The following is a 22,838-nucleotide window of genomic DNA, read 5'->3' as shown; positions in this document are numbered from 1 at the left end:
CGCGGCGCCGTCGACGCCATCGAGGCATTGGACCGGACGGGCCTGTGGGGCAGGCTCTTTCCGGAATGGGGTGTGGTGCGCGACCTGCCGCCGCGCGACGCCATGCACACCTGGACCGTGGACCGTCACCTCATGGAGGCGGTTGCTCAGGCCGGCGCGCTGTCCACCCGCGTCGCCCGCCCGGACCTGCTGCTGCTGGGCGCGCTGCTGCACGATATCGGCAAGGGGCGCACCGAGGATCACAGCGTGGTCGGCGCGGAGCTGGCCACCTCGATCGGAAAACGGCTGGGGCTCTGGCCTTCCGACGTGCAGACGCTGTCGGCCATGGTGCGCCACCACCTGCTGCTGCCCGATACCGCCACGCGGCGCGACATCACCGACTCCGACACCGTGAAGATGGTGATCGACGCCCTCGACGGCGACCCGCACCTGCTGGAGCTGCTGCACGCGCTGGCCGAGGCCGATGCGCTGGCCACCGGGCCCGGGGTGTGGAACGACTGGAAGGCCTCGCTCATCGGCGAACTGGTGCGCAACTGCCGCCGCGCCATGGCGGGCGAGGAGCCGCCCGAGCCGACGCCGATCCCGGACGAGCTGCGCGAGCGCGCGGAATCCGGTGGCGTGCACGTGGATCTGAAGCCGGGGGAGGGCCGCTACCACCACATCGTCACGGTGGTCGCGCCCGACAATCCGGGTCTGCTCTCGGATGCGGCGGGTGTGCTGGCCGTGCATTCGCTGCGGGTGCTCTCGGCCGAATTGACCAGTGTGGGCTCCTCGGCCATCGACACCTTCGTCGTCGCACCGCGTTTCGGTGATCCGCCGGACCCGGGCCTGCTGCGCCAGGAGCTGATCCGCGCCATCAACGGCGATCTGGATCTGGCCTCGGTGCTGGCCCGCAAGGAGCGCGATGCCGGGGGTACGCAGCCGAGTCCGTTCGCGCAGGCGCAGCCGCGGGTGTTCTGGCATTCGACCGCCGAGCCCGGGCGGGTGCTGCTGGAATTGCGCGCCGAGGACCGCATCGGGCTGCTGAACCGGCTGGCCGGGGCACTGGCCGAGGCCGGGGTGAATGTGGGCTGGGCGAAGGTGGTGACCATGGGTTCGGCGGTCATCGACACCTTCTGCCTGGATCTGGGCGCCAGCGACACGCCGGAGCGGCGGGCGGAGATCGAGGCCGCGCTATTAGCGGTGGTGCCGCCGCAACAACCAAAGAAACCACTCGAATCGGACAGCTGAATCGGATCTGTCGGCAGTTTTCTGATCGATCGCCACGGAATGGAATTAACTGGCAAACCGCACGTTTGCCAGTTAATGAGAATGTTGCAGACAATTTGCTGTAATACCGGTCGAGTGATTGGTGTCACACCCTAGTATTCGCGTGCAGGTGTCCTCGCGAGCATGAGGGGAGCGGTCGGTGGCAATCGAAGTCGTATCCGCGTCAATGATGACGAGTGATCTGACCTCGCATATCGCTCGCTGCGTCGGCGGCGACCGCTGGGTCGTCTCCTGGCTACCGGGCCGCACGCTCACCGGTCAGCAGGCGGTGACCGCCATGACCATCGCCTCCACGGTCACCGAGCACACTCCCACCGATGCCGAATGGGCGATGCTCGATGCGCTCGCGCTGGCACTGGGGCTCACCGCCCGTGAGGCGATCGGCATGGTGACCACGGAGAAGCACGATCTGCGCCGTCCGGGGCCGCGGCCGCGCTCGCTCGAATAGCGCGCCCGCGCTCGCTCGTAGAGCGCGCCCGCGCTCGCTCGGCGACCCTCCGGAAACGCTTGCGGGAAGCCTCGGTTCGCGCAGGTCCGAGCCTGGCGCAACGGCCGCGCGCGGATCCCACTACCCTGGTATCTCGAGTGTCAGTCCCTCGAGATCAGGAGCGCATCGGTGTTCGAATCCCTTTCCGACCGGTTGGCCGGTGCCCTCAAGGATCTGCGTGGCAAGGGACGCCTGTCGCCGGCGGACATCGACTCGACCGCGCGGGAGATCCGCCTGGCCCTGCTCGAGGCCGACGTGGCGCTGCCCGTCGTGCGCGGCTTCGTCGCCAAGATCAAGGAGCGCGCCAAGGGCGCCGAGGTCTCCGCGGCGCTGAACCCGGCCCAGCAGGTCGTCAAGATCGTCAACGAGGAGCTCATCGCCATCCTCGGCGGCGAGACCCGGCGGCTGCGGCTGGCCAAGAACCCGCCGACCGTCATCATGCTGGCCGGTCTGCAGGGTGCCGGTAAGACCACCCTCGCGGGCAAGCTCGCCAAATACCTGAAGGGCCAAGGGCATACGCCGCTGCTGGTCGCCTGTGACCTCCAGCGTCCCGGCGCGGTCACCCAGCTGCAGGTCGTCGGCGAGCGCGCGGGCGTGCCCGTGTTCGCGCCGCATCCGGGCACCTCCATCGGCGGCGGCGAGAACCCGCTCGGCGTCTCGGCGTCGGATCCGGTCGATGTCGCGCGGGCCGGTATCGAAGAGGCCAAGGCCAAGCAGTACGACGTGGTCATCGTCGACACCGCCGGCCGCCTCGGCATCGACGAGGAGCTCATGCGGCAGGCCGCGGGCATCCGCGACGCCGTCAATCCGGACGAGACCCTGTTCGTCCTCGATGCCATGATCGGTCAGGACGCGGTCTCCACCGCCGAGGCCTTCCGCGACGGCGTCGGCTTCACCGGTGTCGTGCTCACCAAGCTCGACGGTGACGCCCGCGGTGGTGCGGCGCTGTCGGTGCGTGAGATCACCGGCCAGCCCATCCTTTTCGCCTCCACCGGCGAGAAGCTGGAGGACTTCGACGTCTTCCACCCCGACCGCATGGCCTCGCGCATCCTCGGCATGGGCGACCTGCTCACCCTGATCGAGCAGGCCGAACAGGTCTACGACGCCAAGCAGGCCGAGGAGGCCGCCCGCAAGATCGGTTCGGGCGAGCTGACCCTGGAGGACTTCCTCGAGCAGATGCTGGCCATCCGCAAGATGGGCCCCATCGGCAACCTGCTCGGCATGCTGCCGGGCGCGGGCCAGATGAAGGACGTTCTGGCCCAGGTCGACGACAAGCAGCTCGACCGGGTCCAGGCCATCATCCGCGGCATGACCCCCGCCGAGCGCGCCAACCCCAAGATCATCAACGCCTCCCGCCGACTGCGCATCGCCAACGGTTCCGGCGTCGCGGTCTCCGACGTGAACCAGCTCGTCGACCGCTTCTTCGAGGCCAAGAAGATGATGGGCGCCATGTCCCGCCAGTTCGGCATGCCCGGCGCCCGCGCCAACAAGGGCAAGGGCAAAGGCAAGAAGGGCAAGAAGGGCGGACGCGGCCCGACTCCGCCGAAGGCGGCACGCGGCGGCTTCCCGGGCATGCCCGGCCTCCCCGGCGGCATGCCCGCCGGAATGCCCGACATCTCCAACCTCCCCGCCGGTCTCAACGAACTCCCGCCGGGGCTCGAAGGTTTCGACCTCTCGAAGCTGAACTTCCCCAAGAACTGAGTTCCCGCAACCTGTTCGGCCCCGCTTCGCTGTGGCGGGGCCGAATGTGTTTCAAGCCAATGGATCCCAGACGGGTACGCTTGCGCTCATCTCCACGGTGGCCGCCTGCTAGCAGCTCCAGCGCGGCTGGTCGAACTCACGCCAGGATGACGGCCTCGCGCTTGGGCCGATTTGGTCGGCTCGGGCTAGGCCGAATGATTGGCGTAGGAGCCGAGGTAGTCGGGCACTCCGGGTGCAAAGAGCTTCTCCGGCAGGGTGTTGTGCACGGTTCCGTCCAGCAAGACGAGTCCGTGGCTGACCTTCAGTCGGCGGAAGGTGCTGTAGTCGAAGCGGCCGCGGTCGGAACCTATTTGGAGGTCGAAGCTGTCCGGGCCCAAGCGGATGCTGATGCTGGTGCCGGGCGGGTAGCTCGAGGCGAGGACAGCCCTGTGGGTACGGGATTGCCTCCACAGCCGCATGGCGAGCGTGAGCCAGAGCAGCGCCAGGACCGCGCAAGTCACGAGGACCTCGGTGCGGCCGCGTACCAGCCAGAGCAGTAGCAGGTAGGGGAGTGCGCACAGCAGCAGGGTTTTCGTCATGGACCGCATGCGGATGCGGCGGCGGGCGCGAGCCCACCATGCGGCAGTGGTCTCGTCGATGACCAGGACGCCGGTCGGCTCGTCGAGCGGAGGGCAGGGGGGTAGTGCGGGAAAGATGGACTGTCGTGCGGCCTCGGGGTGACCGCCGAGCGCGGGCGCAACCGCCTTGATCGCGTGAATGGCGCTGTCAGGAAACAGCTCTCGGGGGTAGACATGGGCCTCGTCGTCGCCGTCGCGCATGAGTACGACAATCGACGGCGTGACCCGCAGCTCGGTCACGTCGGCATACCGTATCCGCGCCTGCTGATAGTCGTCGTGCCGCACATCGCAGGCGTCAGGCCCGAACCGGATCATCTGGACGGTGCCCGGTGGCAGCTCGCGTGAGATCCGCGCGAACTGCCGATCGAATCGTGAGGGTCGCCTCCGCCATGCGAGGAAAATGCTCAGGACGATCGGTGCCGTCCAGATGGCGGCCCCGATCGGCCCCCAGGTGAGCACCAGAAACCCAATGGGCAGTGAACAACACGCCGCCACCGCGACCCACCCGGCGAGTGCCCGCCACCGCGGCACCGCGTCCAGGACCGCGTTGGCGGCCCTCGTCAGCACCCATGCGGTGTTCGCGCTCCAGACGACTGTGGCGTTGGGGGCGGGGAGCGGCGGCATCGGAGGCAAAGGAGGAAGTCCCGCTAGCCACGAGAACTCGGGTCCTAGCCCGACCCGCCAGGCCGGCGTCGGATTCACACCTTCCACCGAGCCAGCATAGAAGAGAGCGAGCGCGGTGGTGGTCATACAGCGGATCAGGCGACGACCTCGACCTCGGACTTGTCCGGGAGGCCGTTGTAAGTCGACCTCTCGAAGCTGAACTTCCCAAGAACTGAGTTCCCAGAACCTGATTCGGCCCCGCCCTTTCCGGGCGGGGCCGAATTGCTTTCCCGGACCCTCGTGGCCGGGTTGGCCGGAGGCTAATCCGTTGGCTGCAACAGGATTTCGACGTAGCCGTCGGTGCCGTTCACCCGGATGCGCTGCCCGTCTCGGATCAGGTCGGTTGCGTGCTCGACGCCGACGACGGCGGGCAGGCCGTATTCGCGGGCGATCACCGCGCCGTGCGTCATCAGGCCGCCGACCTCGGTCACCAGGCCCGCGATCGCGACGAAGAGCGGGGTCCAGCTGGGATCGGTGTAGGCGGTGACGAGGATGTCGCCCGGCTCGAGATCGGCCCGGCCGATGTCGGAGACGACCCGGGCGCGGCCCTCGATGGTCCCGTTGGACACCGCCATCCCCGGGAGCGCACCCGGCGGTAGATCCGTGCGTCGGTACGCGCCGGTGAGAGCCCGGCCGTCGGAGGTGAGCACCCGGGGCGCGGTCAGCGCCTGGTACGCGCGGAAGGCTTCCCTGCGGTCGGCGATGAGCCGCGCGTCCGCGCGCCGGGTGCGGACGACCTCCGCGAGTTCGTCGAAGCGCAGGAAGAAGATGTCCTCGGCGTCGGCCAGCACACCCGCGTCCATCAGTCGTCGCGCCTCGGCCAGCAGCGCCCGCTTGTAGACGAAATAGCGGCTGACCATGCGGTACTTCGGGTATTCGCGATAGCCGGAGAAGGTGCGGACCCGCGCGATCATCTGTTCGGTCTCGGCGGCCTTCCGCTCCCCGTCGGGCAGGGCGCGCAGACGCTCGAGCAGGTCCGCCGCCGCCTGCTCGGCCTCGTGCAGGCCGTCGGCGAAACGCCGTGCGCCCGCGCCCGGTTCGAAGTGCTCGATATTGCCGAGCAGCGTCGGCACCAGGGTGGCGGGGTTTTCGCTCCAGCGTGGCCTGGTGATGTCGATCTCGCCCGCGCAGCGCATGCCGTACTTGTCGAGGAAGCCGTCGATCGCCGCCCGCGCCTCGGCGCCACCCGGGTAGGCGGAAAGTTCTTCCAGGAACGCGGTTCCCGTGGGTTGTGCGTGCTCGATCCGCCGCAGGTAGGCGATCACTTCCGGGTACGGCCGGATGGTGTCTGCGACATCCAGCAGCGCCAAGCCCATCTCGGAGGTCACATTGCCGGGTACCGACTGGGTCAGTGCGTCGGCGGAGTTCTTCTCGCCCAGCCATTCCCGCAGCCGATCGTTGAGCCACGTCGAGGCGTTCATCGCCGTGGTAATCATCTGCAAGCCACGCGGGGTGAACAGGACCCGTTGCAGCTCAGGGATATCCGCGCGGATGAAGTCGAGCAGCGCCGGGCCGGACAGGGGCGCGATATCGCGTTTCAAGGTGGCGAGGGAGGCTTCGCTGTCGGCGATCACCTCGGCGACGAGCGCGGGATCGGCGTCGAGGGGCGGAGCCGCGGCGGCGCGCATGGCGGTGGGCGGGGCGGCGGAATCCGGTTGCGGCGCAACATCGATGAAGCCGCTGTCGACCACGGTCCGCAGCGCGTCGCCGATCAGCGGATCGGAGCTGCCGAGCCCCGCGATCAGGGCGTCGCGGGTTTCGAGGGACGACAGCGGCTTGCTGACGTCCACGAACAACCGCCCGCCCGCGTCCCGCATGGGCCCGCGGCTGGTGAGCTGCCACAGCGAAATGCCCAGGGGCTTCATGGCGTCGGTCATCATCTGTTGGTGCCCGACCGACACGTAGACGTGGTTCTCGTCGTCATCGGCTTCGGGAATCGGGAACAGTGTGGTGATCGGACGACTCTGGACGATCCGGAAATCCGTGCCGTCCAGACACCATTCGATGTCCTGGGGACTGCCGAAATGCGCTTCGATGCGGCGGCCGAGCCGTGCCAGCGTCAGCACCTCGGCCTCGGTGAGCACCGGCGCGTCGCGCTGCTCCGCGGCGATCTCGCGCACCTCGGTGCCGCCCGCGGCCACAGGTTCGACGGCGAGCTTCTTGGTGGCGATGGTCCGGGCGACGATCGCGTCGTCCCGCACCTGATAGACATCGGCGTTCACGAGCCCGGAGACGAGCGCCTAACCCAGCCCGAAACCGGCGTCGATGGACACCACCGTCCGATCGGAGGTGACCGGGTCGGCGGTCATCAGAATGCCCGAGGCACGCGGAAACACCATCCGCTGAACGACAACACCCATCCGAACCGCCCTGTGCCCGAACCCGTTTCGCAGCCGATAGGTCACCGCCCGCTCCGTGAACAGCGACCCCCAACACCGACTGACATGCTCGAGAATCGCCGCCGCCCCCACCACATTGAGATAAGTGTCCTGCTGCCCAGCAAACGAAGCGGTAGGCAAATCCTCGGCCGTCGCACTGGACCGCACCGCATACGCCCCCGCCACCCCGAGCCGCGCATGCGCCCCGACGATCTCGCCCGCCACCTCGCCCGGAATTGGCAGCCGCTCGATCGTGTCCCGGATCTGCGCGCTCACCGTTCGGATGGCGGCCTGATCGTCCGGTGCCGTCCGCGAGAGCTCGTCGAGCAGAGCCTCCAGCGCAGGTGCGTCTGCCACCGTCCGGGCGAAGGCGTCCGTCGTGACACAAAACCCGTCCGGCACCGCGACACCCTCGACCCGGGACAGCTCGCCGAGGTTCGCGCCCTTACCGCCGACGCTCGCGACCTGTGTCCGGTCGATCTCCCCGAAACTCAGCACAAAGCCCATTCCGATACTCCTCACCTGGTGGTTCGGCATTTCGCGAGCGATTATGGACCATGATCCGGGACCTCATGAGGCGCCGGATTCGCGTATACAGTGGAAAGGGGAGGGGGATTTCAGGCGCTTCCGCCGTCAGTGCCCAGTCATCCGCCGCCACCAACCTCGAATACCGTTCCCGGCCCGAGGTTTCGGCCGCCGGGTTGTCCGTTGTGGCAGCGGTTCTGCCCGTGGCAGCGGGTCGGGGCGCGGTCTTGCAGGCGGCCGAGATATCGGCGCGGCGGGCGGGTAGAGATGCGCCAGATAAGCCGGTATGCGAGCACCGGCGGCGACCAGCGCCTCCGTGATCTCGGTCCAGCGCCCGTTGATCGAATTCGCCACCGGCGTCGCATCGCGCTCCGAGCAGAAGGCGGTGTGCACGCCCGGCGGCTCCGCACCGGTATTGGGATTCGTTCCGAGCGAAAGCTGTTCGAGCACGGCGGTGAGATCCCCATCCTGCGCCGCCCGAATCAGGCAAGCCTCGGACGAGGTCACTGGCTCCGCCCGGAAGCCGAGCGGATATTCGGCCTCGACCTGCTGAGCGAAGTCGTACCAGTCGCCGCCATAACTCATGACCGCCTGATACCCCGGCTCGCTCCGATCCTCATAGCCTTCGGCCACGGGCGGGCGATCCGGATGGCGAAAGTAGCCCAGGCAGTGGAATTTGTCCCAGGCGTAAAGCAACTGCCCATTCCGGAACGGAGCCCACGGCAGCATTGCCCACCGCTCAGCGTCGAGCACTTCCCGTAATCGTAGAAACTGGTAGTACTCGTTGTCCCACACGTACAAATTGGTCGGAGTCATCCCGCCCGTCTCCCCGAGCGCGACGACCTCCCCGTCGAACGCGATCGCCACCGTATCCGGAGCCTCATACCCACTCGAGTGATGCCCGTGGCGGCCATCCTCGGCACTGGGAAAAGTGATCTCGGTCCAATCGTCGAAAACCCACTCGTCGTCCTCATCAAGAGACACCTTGCCGACAAGCGTGCGTCCCCACTCGACCGGAAACTCCCCATCCACCTGCACCGCCCGAGCCTAGCGACCGGCAACTCCGCCCCGCGACCTCGGCACGCAGCGGCAATCCAAGATCAGGGAGCTTTCACCGCTGAAATTCGTCCGGATAGCAGCGCTGAGAGCTCCCTGATCTTGATGGTGGGAAATAGTTCAACCTCATCGGTGAACTGTCGCCGATGGGTTGGGTGCGGTGTACGCCGTTGTTCAGATCAGGGGTGGTGCCATGCGACAGCGGCGGCGATTGTCGCCAGCGCCGCAAGGGCGACCGCTGTCATGCCGAGCAGGCCGATCATGCGGGTTGCTGAGGGGGTTCGCGCTCGCAGCCAGTGCGGTAGATGGACCAGGCAGGTCGTGGTCATCGCGCCTGTCAGGAATCCTCCGATCAGTGGCCATTCATTCTCGAGGTCGCCATGGTTCAGAGACTTCACCACCAAACTTCCTGCCACGATGGCGGTTCCGATCAGCAGCGGCAGTCGTAGGAGGGGCGCTAGTGCCAGGACGACCAGGAGGGCGCCCAGCAGTCCGGCTGCAGCGGTGAATGCTCCCACCGTGGGGAAATCCACCAGCCACACGTCGGCGGCAGCGCTGCCGAGTATGGAGGTGAGCAGCACCGCGAAGTAGCGAGGCCGTCCGAGCAGCACTTCGACTTCCCGACCGACCAGGAACAGGCAGACGATCGCGGCCAGGAGGTAGAGCAGGTTGGGTTGGACGAACGGGCTGGTGAACACGCGGTGCCACTGGCCGTGCGCAATTCTCGGCAGCCAGAGTGAGGAGTGGACGTTCAACCAGGAATGGCGCGGTGAGCGGATATCGTGCGCCTGAGTGGCGCCGATCGTGTACAGGATCGTGAGGATACCGATCAACGCGAAGGTCAGATACGGCGTGGGCCGCCAGAACGAATCGACAGACGCTCCCATGCGGGTGCGTACCGGTTCCGTATTGTCCTGGAACACGGCTCGGACGAGCGGATGCGGCTCGAAGGCGAAGTGCAGAGGTAGCGCGTCGTCCTGGTCCCAGTCGTCTTCGTCGTCCCAATCATCGTCGGGCTCCGGGTCTCGTGCGGGTCGTCGCGGTGGGATGTTGTTGTGGAGGTCGGCGCTCTTCATGTCCAGCTGGTCCAGCAGCGGATGTGCCACCGGCCCACCGGTTTCCACCATCAGCGCCTCGACCACCAGGTCGTCCGGTAGCGATGCTTGGCTGTAGAGGGTGAACAGTCTTTCGACGGTCTTGGCCAATCTCCCGCGTTCGGCGTCGGGTGCGGGCATGTCGGTGAACCGGAACCAGCACTCCATGCCTTCCTCGGGCGACGGTGGCGCCCATCCTCCATAGGACAGGTCGATCAGGCCGCGACGTTTCGACGGCGGCAGATAGTCGAGGTCGTATGTAGAGGCGGTTTCGACCAATATGTATTCGTCGAGAACGGTGCACGACACGAACCGGTCCAATGACCCGGCGTCGCGGGCGTATTCGTTGTACAGGTTCCCGATGATCAGGCGGCTGCCCACCGGCATGGTGAACAGTGTCTCGACGAAGGCCTCGCGGAACCGGGACCAGTGTGTGTCGCGCTCCTCGATGCGGACCTGGTCTTCCGGGGAGAGTGGGCCGAACAGGCCGCCGGGCGGTGCGACTATCTCGCCATCGTCGTCGATTTCCAGGGGAATGTTTCGGATCTCCTGGTATACGGCGGTGTGAATCCCGAACGGCCGCAGCGCGGCTGCTTTCCATCTGCTGCGACGAACCCGAAAACTATTCGGACCCCAATAATCTCTCTTACCCATGCCCCACCCGTGTTGTGCCTTGGCCGAGCAGAAGCTACATCACTGCGTATCCGTGTGTTCTGCCGGTACGGTGCCGCGTGACCGATCCGGCGGGGAGAGAAGGCGGGGCGAGGTCTAGTGCACTGCGGTCTCGTGTACGCTCCGCCACCGTAATCCGTTGCGCCCCAAGCTATCCGGTACCAGGATCGCTGTGGTCCACCGGTCGGAACTCCCATCTCCCGATCGGTGAATCTCCTTGAACCGCACGGCGGCGCTTTCGTCGGAGCGATGCAGTATCTCGATGTCGGAGATCTCGATCGCCAACCCCGGCGCGGCATTCTGGGCTGCACTCAGCCCCGCGACCAACTGTTCCCGCCGTACGACCTCGCCGTCGAGTGTCACCATCGAGAAGTCGGCGTCGAGCTGCTCGACGAATCGCGTGAGTGCTTCCTTCGCGTCCGGATTCCCGAGCCATTCCGCCAGATCGGCGTGCAGCACCCGGATCTCGTCGGAGACATCTTCGTCGGCCATTCACGGGAACCTACCGGATGCCGAGTCTCGGTTGCGGTACCGCTGTTTGCCGCATTGTCGGTACGGTTTGGGCGTGAAGATCGAGCAGGTTTCGGAGTCCGTGTATGTGGTGGCGGGCACGAACGTGAATTGGGGGGTGGTCACCGGGGCGGGCGGGGTGACGCTCGTCGATGCCGGGTATCCGCGCGACACGGAATCGGTGCTGAAGTCGGTGCGGGAGATCGGGCATGATGCGGGCGACATCGCCGCGGTTCTGCTGACGCATGCGCACCTCGACCACATCGGCGCGATCCCCACCTTGGTCGAACGCTACGGCGTGCCGGTGTACACCGGCGCCGAGGAGGTCCGGCACGCCAAACGTGAATACCTGCAACAGATCACGCCGAAACAGATGGTCGAGCGGCTGGGGACCCGACGCGGCATCGAGTGGGTGAGCCAGACGGTGCGCGCCTGCGTCGGGCACATCAAGATGAGCGTTCCCACCGCCGCGCCGCTGGACGCCGATGTCCTCGCGGGGCTGCCGGGCGGATTCGTGGCGGTCTCGACACCGGGCCACACCAATGGCCACACTGCCTACCTGATGCCGTCGGAGGGCGTGCTGTTCTCCGGGGACGCGCTGGTGACCGGGCACAAGCTGGTGAAAGAGACCGGGTTGCAACTGCTGCCGGGGTTCTTCAATCACGACGAGGCGGGCACCCTCGACAGTGCCCGCGCGCTCGGTGCCGTCGAGGCCGAGATTCTCGTGCCGGGGCATGGGGCGCCGATTCGGGAGGGGCTGCCGCGGCTGATGGGCGAGTTCACGCGGTCGTGATCGCGGGGGACAGGTGCATGCGCACGGAGCCGCAGGCGCATCGGGTGTAGGTGACGATGCCCTCCGAGGTGCGATGACGCGAAAGGACTTGGAAGGGTTGGGCTGTGGGCCAGCCGCAGTGGCTACAGTGTCGATCCGATGCGGTCATGGGCCCAGTCTTCGCGGGGGCGGTAGTCTCGGTCCATCGAATATTTTCGCAGCGAATCGTATGGAATATCCACATGATCGATCCTCGGCTACAGGCTCTGCGAGTGCTGCACGAGCACGGCACCGTGACCGCTGCCGCCGCCGCACTGCATCTGACGCCCTCCACCGTGTCGCAGCAATTGCGAGGACTGGCCAGGGAGCTGGAGGTCGAGCTGCTGGAGCAGGTGGGGCGGCGGGTGCAGTTGACCGCCGCCGGACATGCGCTGCTGCGGCACGCGGATCTGCTTGCGGCACAGGCGGAAAGCGCGCGGGCCGAGCTGGCGGCGCATCGGGCCGGAATCGCGGGCGTGCTGCGGATCAGCGCCATGCCGACCGCCCTCGGCGCGCTGGGGGCGCTGGCCGCCGCCCGGCTGCGGGACGCGAATCCGGGGCTGACGGTGGAACTGATCGAGGACGAGAGCGCGGAGTGCTTCGAAAGCCTGCTGGTCGGCGACAGTGATATCGGGATCGTGCTGCCCGCACCCGGCACCCCCGCGCCCGACGACCTGCGCTTCGAACAGCGCCCGCTGCTCTCCGAACCACTGGATCTGCTTGTGCCCGTGGGGCATTCGCTCGCCGGGCGCGGCAGCGTCGCGCTGAGCGAGGCGGCCGCCGAGCCGTGGATCACCGGGCGTGCGCGCATCGCCCATCGCCTGGTGGTGTCGGCCGCCTGCGCCGCGGCCGGGTTCACGCCCCGAATCGCCGGGCAGGCACTCCATTTCCCGGGCGTGGCGGCCATGGTCGCGCACGGCTTCGGGGTCAGTCTGGTGCCGCGGCTCGCGGTCTGGCCGCCGTCGCTGGCGGTGGTGCGCGTTGCGCTGCACGACGATCCGGTCCCGGTCCGCCGTCACCTGACCGCGGTGCGGCGGGGCAGCGCCGAGCATCCGGTGATCGCGGCCGGGCTGGAGGCCATTCGCGGGGTGTGCCGGGAGCGGACCGATATCACCGTCCTGGACGGCTGATGCGATAGTGGATCCGGGTTTGTGTCGAGACATACCGTCCCAGGCGAGGAGGCCGGAATGCGGCTGCATTTCCGTGGCGTGGTCCTACCCGATGGCGAAGTCCGCGACCTCTGGGTACGCGACGGGCTGATCTCCGACGAACCGATCCGCGACGCCGTCACCGTGCACGACAACGGCTGGATCCTGCCCGGACTCGTCGACGCCCACTGCCATGTCGGCATCAAAAATGGTGGCGGACACGAGGATTCGGCGGGTGCGGTCGCTCAGGCCGAGGTGGAGCGCGATGCGGGCGCACTGCTGTTGCGTGATGCCGGTTCGCCCATCGACACCCGTTTCATCGACGACCGCGACGACCTGCCCCGCATCATCCGCGCGGGCCGCCATATCGCTCGCCCCAAGCGCTACATCCGCGAACTGGGCATCGACGTCGAGGACGAACGCGACCTGCCCGACATCGTGGCCGATCAGGCTCGCCGCGGCGACGGCTGGGTGAAGATCGTCGGCGACTGGATCGACCGCTCGATCGGCGACCTCGCGCCGCTCTGGTCGGATCCGATCCTGAAGGCCGCCATCGACGCCGCCCACGCCGCGGGCGCCCGCATCACCGCGCACGTCTTCGGCGAGGACGCGCTGCCCGGCCTGCTCGGCGCGGGCATCGACTGCATCGAACACGGCACCGGCCTCACCGACGACACCATCGCGCTCATGGCCGCCCACGGCACCGCCCTGGTCCCGACCCTCATCAATACCGACACCTTCCCCGGAATCGCCGACGGCGCAGGCAAATTCCCCGTCTACGCCGCCCGCATGCGCGAGTTGCACCGCCGCTCCCGCGACACCGTCGCCAAGGCGCACGAGGCGGGCATCCCCATCTACACCGGCACCGACGCGGGCGGCACCATCCGCCACGGCCGCGTCGCCGACGAGATCACCGCCTTCACCACCGCGGGCTTCACCCCGCACGACGCCCTCGCCGCCTCCTCCTGGCACGCCCGCACCTGGCTCGGCCACCCCGGCATCGAACCCGGCGCCCCCGCCGATTTCGTTGTCTACCAAGAAGACCCGCGCGAAAACCTGACCGCCCTCGCCACCCCCACCTGCGTCGTCCTCCGCGGCCGGGTCTACGCCAACCGCTCCCCGGTCACAGCCAGCCGCTAGCCGCGAATCGGTTACCGAATCCGTCACCCCTACACCCGATATGCCGGATTTTACGATCACCTCCTGACCGGGCCGCAGAGATCGCCGCGACCCGAAACCGTGGGAGGGACCCCGTGACCGATCAGCAATCCGACCCCGCCGTCCAACCGCCGCCCCCGCCCGAACCGCAGGTCGATCCTGTGAATCCGGCATGGACGCAACCGGTTCCGTCGTCGGATCAGTTCGCCGTGCCGCCGAGCCCTCCCGCCCGGAAGCGGCGTTGGTGGGTGTGGATCGCGGTGCTGGCGGTGGTCGTCATCGGCGTGGCGGCGTCGATTGTCGGCTGGGTCGTCACTCGCCCCGATCCGCTGGCCTACCCGGTCGGCGCGTGCATCGACGCCCCTGTCCAGCCGGTCGTGTACGGCTGCACCGACAGCAAGTCGACCTACAAGATCGTGGGCCGTGCAGACATGGTGCTGCCGGTGGATTCGGCGTGCGCCAAGTATCCGAATGCGACGAAGGCCGTACCCGAACCGGCGACCGGCGCGGCCTCCACCATCCTGTGCCTGACCCCCACTCGCTTCAATCTCACCGATCCCGGCGCGTTCCAGGCCGACGACTGCGTCGACGTCAAGAAGGCCGGTGACGCGATGACCCGCGTCGACTGCACGATGACCCCTTCGCCCGTGAAAATCGTTGCCCTCGAATCGCATTCGAAGGTCCCGGTCACCGATCAGGCGTGCAAGGACCACCCGCAGGCCCGCATGGCCTTCGCCCAGTCCTCGCTGGGCGGCCGCGCGATCGTGGTGTGCGCCAACGAGGTCGACCCCAAGTCCATGGATTCCGCCAAGCTCGGCGACTGCGCCAATCGCGACACCATGAAGAAGGTCGACTGCGCCGACCCGTCCGCCTCGGCCCGCGTGCTGTCGGTCCGCCTGGCCTATCAGAAGCCCAAGGCCCCCGAGTGCCCCGACGATCTGGGCTTCCAATCGGTGATGGTCCGGTCCAACGACAAGACCGACCTGGTGCTGATCGTCTGCATGGGCCCGGTCGATCTGGGCGACTCCCGCTACGCCGTGGTCGGCGACTGCATCTCCGACAACAACCGCCACTCCGGCTCCGCCAACGACACCCACCGCATCGACTGCGCCGACCCCAAGGCCCTCTACCAAGTCTTCGACCGCCATGACGCCCCCGACAACGTCTGCCCGCCGGGCACGGTCGTCAGCCTCACCTACACCACCGGCGGCGGTGCGGGCAGCACGCTCTGCCTACGCAGAAGATGACGCGGCCGCTGCCGGAGATAGCCATTCCGCTGCGCAGGGAAAGTGAATCGGTCATGCTTCAGACGTTTGCTGTTCAAACGTGATGAGGAGATGACCGTGGGGTCCATCGAAACCTTGGCCATTGCCGTGCTGGCCGGCGTGATCGTGAAGTTCCTGACGTCGGGGAGCTCCGGCCCCGGCCCGCAGTAGGCTCATGGCCGAACGACAGCCCATCGGGTCGACCCCGGTGGGCTGTGGTGTTTCCGGTGGTGGTCGGGGCGATTTCTTCGTGCGGTGGGGGCTCTGGCAGAATGGACGATCGTCCTCATCGAGGACAGTGTCAGCCCGTCTCCGGTTACGTACCGCGCGGCGGTCACAGCACTTGACGCAAAACCGGGTCCACCTCGCGTGGGCTGCTGAATTGCGACGTGACCAACCATTTGGAAAGGCAGCAATCATGGCTGTTCGTATCAAGCTGACCCGCATGGGCAAGATCCGCAACCCGCAGTACCGCGTCGTCATCGCCGACGCCCGTACTCGTCGTGACGGCCGCGCCATCGAGGCCATCGGCGTCTACCAGCCCAAGGAAGAGCCCTCGCTCATCCAGATCGACTCCGAACGCGCCCAGTACTGGCTGTCCGTCGGCGCCCAGCCGACCGAGCCGGTGAAGCGCCTGCTGGAGATCACCGGTGACTGGCAGAAGTTCAAGGGCCTGCCGGGCGCCGAGGGCACCCTGAAGGTCAAGGCCCCGAAGCCGTCCAAGCTCGACCTGTTCAACGCCGCGCTCGCCGCCGCCGACAACGAGCCGGTCGCCGAGGCCGTCACCCCCAAGAAGAAGGCCGCCAAGAAGGACGAGGCCGCCGAGGCCGAGACCGCTGAGGCCACCACCGAAGCCGCCGAATAATCATGAGCGCCGTCGTCGCCGATGCCGTCGAACACCTGGTTCGCGGCATCGTCGCCAATCCCGACGACGTCCACGTCGAGCTGATCACCAGCCGCCGTGGCCGGACCGTCGAGGTGCACGTGCACCCGGAGGATCTGGGCAAGGTGATCGGTCGCGGCGGTCGTACCGCGACCGCGCTGCGCACCCTGGTCGCCGGGATCGGCGGTAAGGGCATTCGCGTCGACGTGGTCGACACGGATCAGTAGAAGATGGAACTGGTCGTCGGGCGGGTCGCCAAATCGCACGGTGTGCGTGGCGAACTCGTCGTAGAAGTCCGCACCGACGAGCCGGAACTGCGGTTCGCGCCCGGCAGCACCCTGAAGGGGAAGCTGCCGCGCGCCAAGCAGACGCAGGAATTCGAAGTGGAGTCGGCCCGGGAGCACTCGGGCCGGCTTCTCTTGCGTCTGGATGGCATTGCCGACCGCACGGCCGCGGATGCGTTGCGAGGCATGGTCTTCGTCGTGGAATCGACGGAACTGCCGCCGTCGGAGGATCCCGACGAGTACTACGACCACGAACTCGAGGGGCTGCGCGTCGAACTCGGTGACGGCACGCTCGTCGGCACCGTGAACGAGGTGCTGCATTCCGCTGCGGGAGAACTGCTTTCGATCAAGGCCGGGGACGCGTTCCCGCCCGCGGGCCGGGAGATCCTGGTCCCGTTCGTGCTCGCCATGGTGCCGACCGTGTCGGTCGCCGACGGGCTGATCGTCATCGACCCGCCCGAGGGCCTGCTGGACCCGGAGTAGCGGCATGCGTATCGACGTAGTGACGATCTTCCCCGAATACCTCGAGCCGATGCGAGCGGCCTTGCTGGGCAAGGCCATCGACAAGGGACTGCTCGAGGTCGAGGTGCACGACTTGCGCGGGTGGACGCATGACGTGCACAAGTCCGTGGACGACACCCCGTACGGCGGCGGGCCCGGCATGGTCATGAAACCGACCGTGTGGGGCGACGCGCTGGACGAGGTGTGTCCCGATGACGCGTTGCTGGTGGTGCCGACCCCGGCGGGCGTGCCGTTCACACAGGAGACCGCGCAGCGGTGGTCCACCGAGAAGCACATCGTGTTTGCGTGCGGCCGGTATGAGGGCATCGACCAGCGCGTCTTCGATGACGCCGCGCGGCGGGTGCGCGTCGAAGAGGTCAGCATCGGCGACTACGTCCTCATCGGCGGTGAGGCCGCGGTGCTCGTCATGACCGAGGCATTCGTCCGTCTGATCCCCGGCGTGCTCGGCAATCAGCAGTCCCACGAACAGGATTCGTTCTCCGACGGACTCCTCGAGGGCCCCTCCTACACCCGCCCGGTGAGCTGGCGCGGCCTCGACGTCCCCGAAATCCTGTTGTCCGGCAACCACGCCAAGATCGACGCGTGGCGGCGCGAGCAATCCCTGCAACGCACCGCCGAACGCCGCCCCGACCTCCTCCCGGAGACCTAGCGCCCGCCGCGAAGGAGCAATCATGCCCAACCCCAAAGGCTTTCTCGGCGCGACCCTGACCGCCCTGGCCCTCTTCACCGCCATCTTCGGCGGCGGCAAAGCAGTAGCCGACAACCTCGACTCACTGTTCCTGAGCAAGCTCGGCGACAAGACCGTGGCCCAGCCCGGCTACGAAAACACCGAGGACGGGCAGCATTTGATCGCCGAGGGCAAGGACGTCTGCGAGCGCCTCCGTGCAGGCACTCCGGTCGTCGCGACCGACCAGTGGGGCTACGAACAGCGCCTCATCCAAGCCGCCGTCACCGTCTATTGCCCCGAATTCAAGGCCTCCCCAAGGGATTTCGGCTGATCACCGCCGATCAGGCGTGGAACGGGATAGCGGCGTAGGTGTTGTCGGGGCCGACCACCACCACACCCCACGACGCGCGGTAGGTCGCCAGGTCCAACAGGTTCAAAGCCATGGTGAGGATCGGTTTCTCACCGGCGGCGGTGGGCCCGTCGCCGATCACCACGGTGCGCTTGCCGGTTTTCGCGTCATAGGAGACCAGCCAGGTCTTGCCATTCGAGGGTTGAGACATCGTCGCGAGGATCGTGTTGCCGGCGCTGGTCAATTGTGGCCTGACCTGTTCGTCTCCGGTATTGATCGGGGCCGCCCACCGAGTGCCGCCGCCCGGCTCCTCGATTCGGATCTCCTTCGCGTCGGCGAGCTTCTCGCCGACCAGCACCATGGCCGACCCATCGCCGAGGGGGAAGCGAAAAGCGTTGTCCGAGACTCCGGTACGGCTGCCCAGCGAGCGCCCGGTCGGCGCGTCGATGGTCTCGAGGGTGTCCCCCGATGCGACGGTCGCGATGCGGCCGGAGCCGGTCCGGCTGCGCAGGTAACTGAGCTGGTCGGGCACGTCCCGGCGCCAGATGACCGCCCCGGTGGTCTCGTTCAGCCCGCCGATGGCGAAGCGGCCGCCGGTCGCCGGGCAGCGGAACGTCACGACGCCCGGCGCCGCCACGAGGCCCACGCCGTCCGGATCCCGGGCGAAGTCGAGATCTTTCGCTATCGGTGTCGCACAGCCCAGTGTGCCCGGGTCCACCGTCCACGAGTGCGCGCCGCTGCGCGCATCGCTGTGCACGAATTGCCCGCTGGAATGATCGTCCTCGCGCCATTTCTCGGCCGGGGTCGACCATATTTGCGCGCCGGTGGCGGTATCGTACGCGGTGAGCCCCGGACTGTTCCGATGGCCGACCAGCAGCACCCGGCCGGAATCCAGCACCCGGAACTTGTCCTTGTCGATCGGTTCGCCCGACGGCGGAATTGACCAAAGCTGTTGTCCGGAAGCCACATCCAGGCCGTCGAGGCGGCCGTTCGTCAGTGTGAAGACCCCGGGTGCGATGACGTCCCAGTCGTCGTTGGCCTCCAAATGCAGTGCCTTCGCGGCACTCAGGTTCAAATCTCCGGCCTGCGTCGTGCCGCCCGGTGTGGGCGAATCATGCGAATCGCAGCCCGCGGCCGTCGCCAGCATGGCCGCCGCGAGCGCGACACGCACTCCCGCTCGGACGAGATTATCGGGGGCGATGCGCGAAAGGCGTTCGCGGAGAGTGGCGCTCGGCACTCGGCGATCCTCCCATCATGGCGGTACGGCCGCTCGCCGGGCGCACGGGATCCGGTGATCGAACTCATCGCGATCGCCGATCGTGACGCTTCTTCGCACACGTGGTGACGGAAACGTGGCTGGGCCTTGCACCGGCTGTCAGGCGACGCCGGTAGTGTCTGCGGGCGTGACGACAGCCTCCGAAACCGTCAGCGCAGCATCCGCAGGTGCAGCATCCGGTGCCACAGGTACCGAGAGCACCGTTCGCCTCGCCAGTGTCGGCCGGCGCATCGCCGACGAGCTGGGGGTGCGGGAGGAGCAGGTGCGCTCCGCCGTCGAACTGCTGGATGCCGGGTCGACCGTGCCGTTCATCGCCCGATACCGCAAGGAAGTCACCGGCGGGCTCGACGACGCGCAGCTACGCACCCTCGACGAACGCCTGCACTACCTGCGCGAACTCGACGAGCGCCGGGGCTCGATCATCGAATCCATTCGCGGCCAGGGCAAATTGGACGAGGCGCTGCACGCGCAGATCATGCTCGCCGACACCAAGGCCCGCCTCGAAGACATCTACCTCCCGTACAAGCCGAAGCGGCGCACCAAGGCGCAGATCGCGCGCGAGGCCGGGCACGAGCCCGTGGCCGACGCGCTGCTGAACGACCCGACCACCGATCCCGCCCAGTACAACGCCGAACAGCTCGACGGCGCGCGCGCCATCCTGGTGGAGCGTTTCGCCGAGGACGCCGACCTCGTCGGCGAACTGCGCGAGCTCATGTGGGAGCGCGGGCAGATCTCCTCGTCGGTGCGCCCGGGCAAGGAGGAGGCGGGCGCGAAGTTCGCCGACTACTTCGAATTCTCCGAGCCGTTCAGCAAGCTGCCCTCGCACCGCATCCTGGCGCTGTTGCGCGGTGAGAAGGAAGAGGTGCTCAACCTGCACCTCGAGCCCGACACCGAGGAGCTCGAGGACGGGCAGCGCTCGATCTACGAGGGCCGCATCGCCATCAAGTTCGGCATTGCCGATCAGGGGCGCGCCGCGGACTCGTGGCTGCTGGACACCGTGCGCTGGGCGTGGCGGACCAAGCTGCAGGTGAGCCTGGGGATCGATACGCGAATGCGGTTGCGGCAGTCCGCCGAACGCGACGCCGTCGACGTGTTCGCGGCCAACCTGCGCGATCTGCTGCTGGCCGCGCCCGCGGGCACCCGCACCACCATGGGGCTGGACCCGGGCTACCGCACCGGTGTGAAGGTCGCGGTCGTGGACGCGACCGGCAAGGTCGTCGCCACCGAGGTCATCTACCCGCACAAGCCGCAGGGCCAGACCGAGAAGTCGCTCGCGGTGCTGGGCGCACTGGTCGCCCGCTTCAATGTGGAGCTCATCGCCATCGGCAATGGCACGGCCTCCCGTGAGACCGACGCCCTTGCCGCCGAGCTGATCTCGCGCATTCCGGAGAACAAGCCCACCAAGATCGTGGTCTCCGAGGCGGGTGCGTCGGTGTACTCGGCGTCGGCCTACGCCTCGGCCGAACTGCCCGATATGGACGTGTCGCTGCGTGGCGCGGTGTCCATCGCCCGCCGCCTCCAGGATCCGTTGGCCGAGTTGGTGAAGATCGATCCGAAGTCGATCGGCGTCGGGCAGTACCAGCACGACATCTCCGAGACCCTGCTGGCGCGGTCGCTGGGCGCGGTCGTCGAGGATGCGGTGAACGCGGTCGGCGTCGATGTGAACATCGCGTCGGTGCCGCTGCTGTCCCGAGTGTCGGGCATCTCCAACTCGATCGCGGAAAGCATTGTGGCGCATCGGGATGCCAATGGGCCGTTCCGTAGCCGGGCGGGGCTGAAGGATGTGCCGCGGTTGGGCCCCAAGGCCTTCGAGCAGTGCGCGGGCTTCCTGCGGATCCGGGAGGGTGACGATCCGCTCGACACCTCCGGCGTGCACCCCGAGGCGTATCCGGTGGTTCGGCGCATCCTCGACGCCAGCGGTAAGGGGATCAAGGAGATCATCGGCAATACCTCGGCGTTGCGTGCGCTGCGGCCTGCCGACTTCACCGATGAGCAGTTCGGTGTCCCGACAGTCACCGACATCATCGCCGAACTCGAGAAGCCGGGCCGTGACCCGCGTCCGGAGTTCAAGACCGCCGAATTCGCCGCGGGCATCGAGAAGGTCGCGGATCTGAAGCCCGGCATGGTGCTCGAGGGTGTCGTCACCAACGTGGCGGCCTTCGGAGCCTTCGTCGATGTCGGCGTCCATCAGGATGGGCTGGTTCACGTTTCGGCGCTGTCGCACAACTTCGTGAAGGATCCTCGCGAGGTCGTGAAGTCGGGTGACGTGGTGAAGGTGAAGGTCCTCGAGGTGGATGTTCAGCGGCAGCGGATCGGTCTGTCGCTGCGCCTCGATGATGAGCCCGGCAAGCCCAAGCAGGAGCGCGGCGACCGCGGGCCGCGCAACAACCAGGGTGGTGGCCAGCGCGGCGGTGGCCGTGACAACGGCGGTCGCCAGGGTGGCAACCGTCAAGGCGGCCAGGGTGGTCAGGGCGGCGGCAACCGCGGCAACGACCGCCGTAACCAGTCCGCGCCCAGCGGGTCGATGGCGGATGCGCTGCGGCGCGCCGGGTTCGGCAAGTAGGAAAGATCAAAGACGCCTGGATAAGGGAGAGGGGCTGGCTGGGTCGGGTGCGTGCGCTCGGCTTCCAGCCCCCTCGAGGCTCGGCCGTGGCGGCATCCCGGCGCGCATGAGGTGATGGACGCTGAGTGGCACATTCTGGAGGGGATTTGTCCTAAATGTGCCGAATACACCTCCGGGATGTGCCGCTCGGTGGGGCGGGGCGACTAGGTGGGGGCGGACTCGGTGGGGGAGGGGTTGGAGGGGGAGCCGACTCGGTGGAGGGTGCCGTCGGGGTCTACGTAGGCGAATTCCCTTAGGCCGTAATCGGTGTCGATCGGGGGTACCAGTCGGCCTGGGAGGTTGGCGGCTGACCATTCCGCGTAGAGCGCGTCGGCGTCGGAGACGTAGAGATAGATCGCCGAGGCGGTGCGCTTCGGGTCGTGCTCGGACCATTCGGTGAGGTGTAGTGAGATGCCGCCGCGGTCGGCGAAGCCGTAGCGGGCATCGCCCTCGTACGCGTGGGCTGTGAAGCCCAGGCGGCGGTAGCGGTCCAGGGCGGCGTCGAGATCCAGGACCGGAATCACGGGTGCGACGTTCTCGAAGACGATCTCGTCCGGCATGGCCTGCTCCCGTTCGTCGACGGCGGTTCGCGGCAGACGCTACCGCCACCCACCGACAACCGACCGCGAAAACGGAAGCGGCCGAGGTGAATCCGGTTGGATTCGCCTCGGCCGCTCGCTGTGGGGAAGCTATTCGACGCCGAGGGAGACTTCGGTGGACTTGATCAGGACCTTCACCTGCTTGCCGTCGACGAGGCCGAGGTCGTCGGCGGCGTCGCGGGTGATGGAGGAGGTGATCTCTTCGCCGCCGGCGAGGCGGACTCGTACTACTGCCATGGCCTCGCCGCGGGTGACCTTGGTGACGGTTCCGTCCAGTTGGTTGCGAGTGCTGAGCTTCATGG

General features: G+C 67.5%; 20 protein-coding genes and 1 pseudogene. 13 read left to right on the top strand and 8 right to left on the bottom strand.

Annotation, left to right across the window (positions count from 1 at the left end):
• The 3 genes from ON43_RS23990 to ffh form a co-directional block, all read left to right on the top strand.
• Positions 1 to 1,230: HD domain-containing protein (locus ON43_RS23990; RefSeq protein ID WP_040810984.1), on the top strand; the 1,230-nt coding region annotated here is incomplete at its 5' end.
• A 178-nt stretch (positions 1,231 to 1,408) separates the two neighbouring features.
• On the top strand, positions 1,409 to 1,717 hold the full coding sequence (locus tag ON43_RS23985) for a hypothetical protein (protein ID WP_040810983.1): 309 nt from the start codon (positions 1,409 to 1,411) through the stop codon (positions 1,715 to 1,717).
• 168 nt (positions 1,718 to 1,885) lie between these two features.
• On the top strand, positions 1,886 to 3,457 hold the full coding sequence (gene ffh, locus ON43_RS23980; protein ID WP_040810982.1) for a signal recognition particle protein: 1,572 nt from the start codon (positions 1,886 to 1,888) through the stop codon (positions 3,455 to 3,457).
• Positions 3,458 to 3,642: 185 nt separating this feature from the next.
• Here the strand turns inward: ffh and ON43_RS23975 are convergent, their stop codons facing one another.
• The 5 genes and pseudogenes from ON43_RS23975 to ON43_RS23955 all read right to left on the bottom strand — a co-directional run bounded on the left by ON43_RS23975 (position 3,643) and on the right by ON43_RS23955 (position 10,954).
• The gene (locus ON43_RS23975) at positions 3,643 to 4,698 is read right to left on the bottom strand and encodes a hypothetical protein (protein WP_040810981.1); all 1,056 of its coding nucleotides are present in this window, start codon (positions 4,696 to 4,698) and stop codon (positions 3,643 to 3,645) included.
• Between the two features lie 299 nt (positions 4,699 to 4,997).
• A pseudogene (rph, locus tag ON43_RS23970) lies at positions 4,998 to 7,622 on the bottom strand (rifamycin-inactivating phosphotransferase).
• 126 nt (positions 7,623 to 7,748) lie between these two features.
• Positions 7,749 to 8,678, bottom strand: a complete 930-nt coding sequence (locus ON43_RS23965) for a hypothetical protein (RefSeq protein WP_040810980.1) — start codon at positions 8,676 to 8,678, stop codon at positions 7,749 to 7,751.
• Between the two features lie 197 nt (positions 8,679 to 8,875).
• The gene (locus ON43_RS23960; RefSeq protein WP_040810979.1) at positions 8,876 to 10,444 is read right to left on the bottom strand and encodes a rhomboid family intramembrane serine protease; all 1,569 of its coding nucleotides are present in this window, start codon (positions 10,442 to 10,444) and stop codon (positions 8,876 to 8,878) included.
• Positions 10,445 to 10,558: 114 nt separating this feature from the next.
• Positions 10,559 to 10,954, bottom strand: coding sequence for a hypothetical protein (locus ON43_RS23955; protein ID WP_040810978.1), 396 nt, complete (start codon positions 10,952 to 10,954; stop codon positions 10,559 to 10,561).
• Positions 10,955 to 11,027: 73 nt separating this feature from the next.
• Between ON43_RS23955 and ON43_RS23950 the strand changes: the two genes are divergently transcribed.
• The 9 genes from ON43_RS23950 (at position 11,028) to ON43_RS23910 (ending at position 18,041) form a co-directional block, all read left to right on the top strand.
• Positions 11,028 to 11,765: an MBL fold metallo-hydrolase gene (locus ON43_RS23950; RefSeq protein WP_040810977.1), complete on the top strand. Its 738-nt coding sequence runs from the start codon at positions 11,028 to 11,030 to the stop codon at positions 11,763 to 11,765.
• 221 nt (positions 11,766 to 11,986) lie between these two features.
• Positions 11,987 to 12,913, top strand: a complete 927-nt coding sequence (locus ON43_RS23945; RefSeq protein WP_040810976.1) for a LysR family transcriptional regulator — start codon at positions 11,987 to 11,989, stop codon at positions 12,911 to 12,913.
• Between the two features lie 57 nt (positions 12,914 to 12,970).
• Positions 12,971 to 14,071 carry an amidohydrolase family protein gene (locus ON43_RS23940; protein ID WP_040810975.1) on the top strand — a complete coding sequence of 367 codons (1,101 nt, stop codon included), beginning with the start codon at positions 12,971 to 12,973 and terminating at the stop codon, positions 14,069 to 14,071.
• A gap of 113 nt (positions 14,072 to 14,184) precedes the next feature.
• Positions 14,185 to 15,336 (top strand): LppU/SCO3897 family protein, encoded by a 1,152-nt coding sequence (locus ON43_RS23935; RefSeq protein ID WP_040810974.1) that lies wholly within the window; start codon positions 14,185 to 14,187, stop codon positions 15,334 to 15,336.
• A gap of 436 nt (positions 15,337 to 15,772) precedes the next feature.
• On the top strand, positions 15,773 to 16,219 hold the full coding sequence (rpsP, locus tag ON43_RS23930; protein WP_040810973.1) for a 30S ribosomal protein S16: 447 nt from the start codon (positions 15,773 to 15,775) through the stop codon (positions 16,217 to 16,219).
• A 2-nt stretch (positions 16,220 to 16,221) separates the two neighbouring features.
• Positions 16,222 to 16,464: an RNA-binding protein gene (locus ON43_RS23925; RefSeq protein WP_040810972.1), complete on the top strand. Its 243-nt coding sequence runs from the start codon at positions 16,222 to 16,224 to the stop codon at positions 16,462 to 16,464.
• 3 nt (positions 16,465 to 16,467) lie between these two features.
• Positions 16,468 to 17,004 carry a ribosome maturation factor RimM gene (gene rimM / locus ON43_RS23920; RefSeq protein WP_040810971.1) on the top strand — a complete coding sequence of 179 codons (537 nt, stop codon included), beginning with the start codon at positions 16,468 to 16,470 and terminating at the stop codon, positions 17,002 to 17,004.
• Between the two features lie 4 nt (positions 17,005 to 17,008).
• Positions 17,009 to 17,692 (top strand): tRNA (guanosine(37)-N1)-methyltransferase TrmD, encoded by a 684-nt coding sequence (trmD, locus tag ON43_RS23915; protein WP_040810970.1) that lies wholly within the window; start codon positions 17,009 to 17,011, stop codon positions 17,690 to 17,692.
• Between the two features lie 22 nt (positions 17,693 to 17,714).
• Complete coding sequence (locus ON43_RS23910) at positions 17,715 to 18,041, top strand: DUF732 domain-containing protein (protein ID WP_040810969.1); 327 nt, start codon at positions 17,715 to 17,717, stop codon at positions 18,039 to 18,041.
• Positions 18,042 to 18,051: 10 nt separating this feature from the next.
• On the opposite strand, the gene ON43_RS23905 is transcribed toward ON43_RS23910, so the two are convergent.
• A complete protein-coding gene (locus ON43_RS23905) occupies positions 18,052 to 19,296 on the bottom strand; it encodes an outer membrane protein assembly factor BamB family protein (RefSeq protein ID WP_157514159.1) in 1,245 nt (414 codons plus the stop codon).
• Positions 19,297 to 19,564: 268 nt separating this feature from the next.
• Here ON43_RS23905 and ON43_RS23900 point away from each other — a divergent pair, with 268 nt between their 5' ends.
• On the top strand, positions 19,565 to 21,898 hold the full coding sequence (locus tag ON43_RS23900; protein ID WP_040811016.1) for a Tex family protein: 2,334 nt from the start codon (positions 19,565 to 19,567) through the stop codon (positions 21,896 to 21,898).
• A 203-nt stretch (positions 21,899 to 22,101) separates the two neighbouring features.
• Here the strand turns inward: ON43_RS23900 and ON43_RS23895 are convergent, their stop codons facing one another.
• Both ON43_RS23895 and ON43_RS23890 read right to left on the bottom strand, forming a co-directional pair.
• Positions 22,102 to 22,497 (bottom strand): bleomycin resistance protein, encoded by a 396-nt coding sequence (locus ON43_RS23895; RefSeq protein ID WP_051179056.1) that lies wholly within the window; start codon positions 22,495 to 22,497, stop codon positions 22,102 to 22,104.
• Positions 22,498 to 22,626: 129 nt separating this feature from the next.
• Positions 22,627 to 22,836 carry a TOBE domain-containing protein gene (locus ON43_RS23890; RefSeq protein ID WP_040810967.1) on the bottom strand — a complete coding sequence of 70 codons (210 nt, stop codon included), beginning with the start codon at positions 22,834 to 22,836 and terminating at the stop codon, positions 22,627 to 22,629.
• Positions 22,837 to 22,838 lie beyond the last annotated feature (2 nt).

It is taken from the genome of Nocardia concava NBRC 100430, assembly GCF_000308815.1.
Lineage (GTDB): Bacteria > Actinomycetota > Actinomycetes > Mycobacteriales > Mycobacteriaceae > Nocardia > Nocardia concava.
This window is presented reverse-complemented; position numbering and strand designations above follow the sequence as displayed.

What these genes read in the sequence shown, in the direction of transcription:
- ON43_RS23945 (WP_040810976.1), top strand. Translation starts at nt 11,987, where the DNA reads ATGATCGATCCTCGGCTACAGGCTCTGCGAGTGCTGCACGAGCACGGC.
- trmD (WP_040810970.1), top strand. Translation starts at nt 17,009, where the DNA reads ATGCGTATCGACGTAGTGACGATCTTCCCCGAATACCTCGAGCCGATG.
- ON43_RS23890 (WP_040810967.1), bottom strand. Translation starts at nt 22,836, where the DNA reads ATGAAGCTCAGCACTCGCAACCAACTGGACGGAACCGTCACCAAGGTC.
- ON43_RS23910 (WP_040810969.1), top strand. Translation starts at nt 17,715, where the DNA reads ATGCCCAACCCCAAAGGCTTTCTCGGCGCGACCCTGACCGCCCTGGCC.
- rpsP (WP_040810973.1), top strand. Translation starts at nt 15,773, where the DNA reads ATGGCTGTTCGTATCAAGCTGACCCGCATGGGCAAGATCCGCAACCCG.
- ON43_RS23940 (WP_040810975.1), top strand. Translation starts at nt 12,971, where the DNA reads ATGCGGCTGCATTTCCGTGGCGTGGTCCTACCCGATGGCGAAGTCCGC.
- ON43_RS23955 (WP_040810978.1), bottom strand. Translation starts at nt 10,954, where the DNA reads ATGGCCGACGAAGATGTCTCCGACGAGATCCGGGTGCTGCACGCCGAT.
- ON43_RS23975 (WP_040810981.1), bottom strand. Translation starts at nt 4,698, where the DNA reads ATGCCGCCGCTCCCCGCCCCCAACGCCACAGTCGTCTGGAGCGCGAAC.
- ON43_RS23925 (WP_040810972.1), top strand. Translation starts at nt 16,222, where the DNA reads ATGAGCGCCGTCGTCGCCGATGCCGTCGAACACCTGGTTCGCGGCATC.
- ON43_RS23895 (WP_051179056.1), bottom strand. Translation starts at nt 22,497, where the DNA reads ATGCCGGACGAGATCGTCTTCGAGAACGTCGCACCCGTGATTCCGGTC.
- ON43_RS23960 (WP_040810979.1), bottom strand. Translation starts at nt 10,444, where the DNA reads ATGGGTAAGAGAGATTATTGGGGTCCGAATAGTTTTCGGGTTCGTCGC.
- rimM (WP_040810971.1), top strand. Translation starts at nt 16,468, where the DNA reads ATGGAACTGGTCGTCGGGCGGGTCGCCAAATCGCACGGTGTGCGTGGC.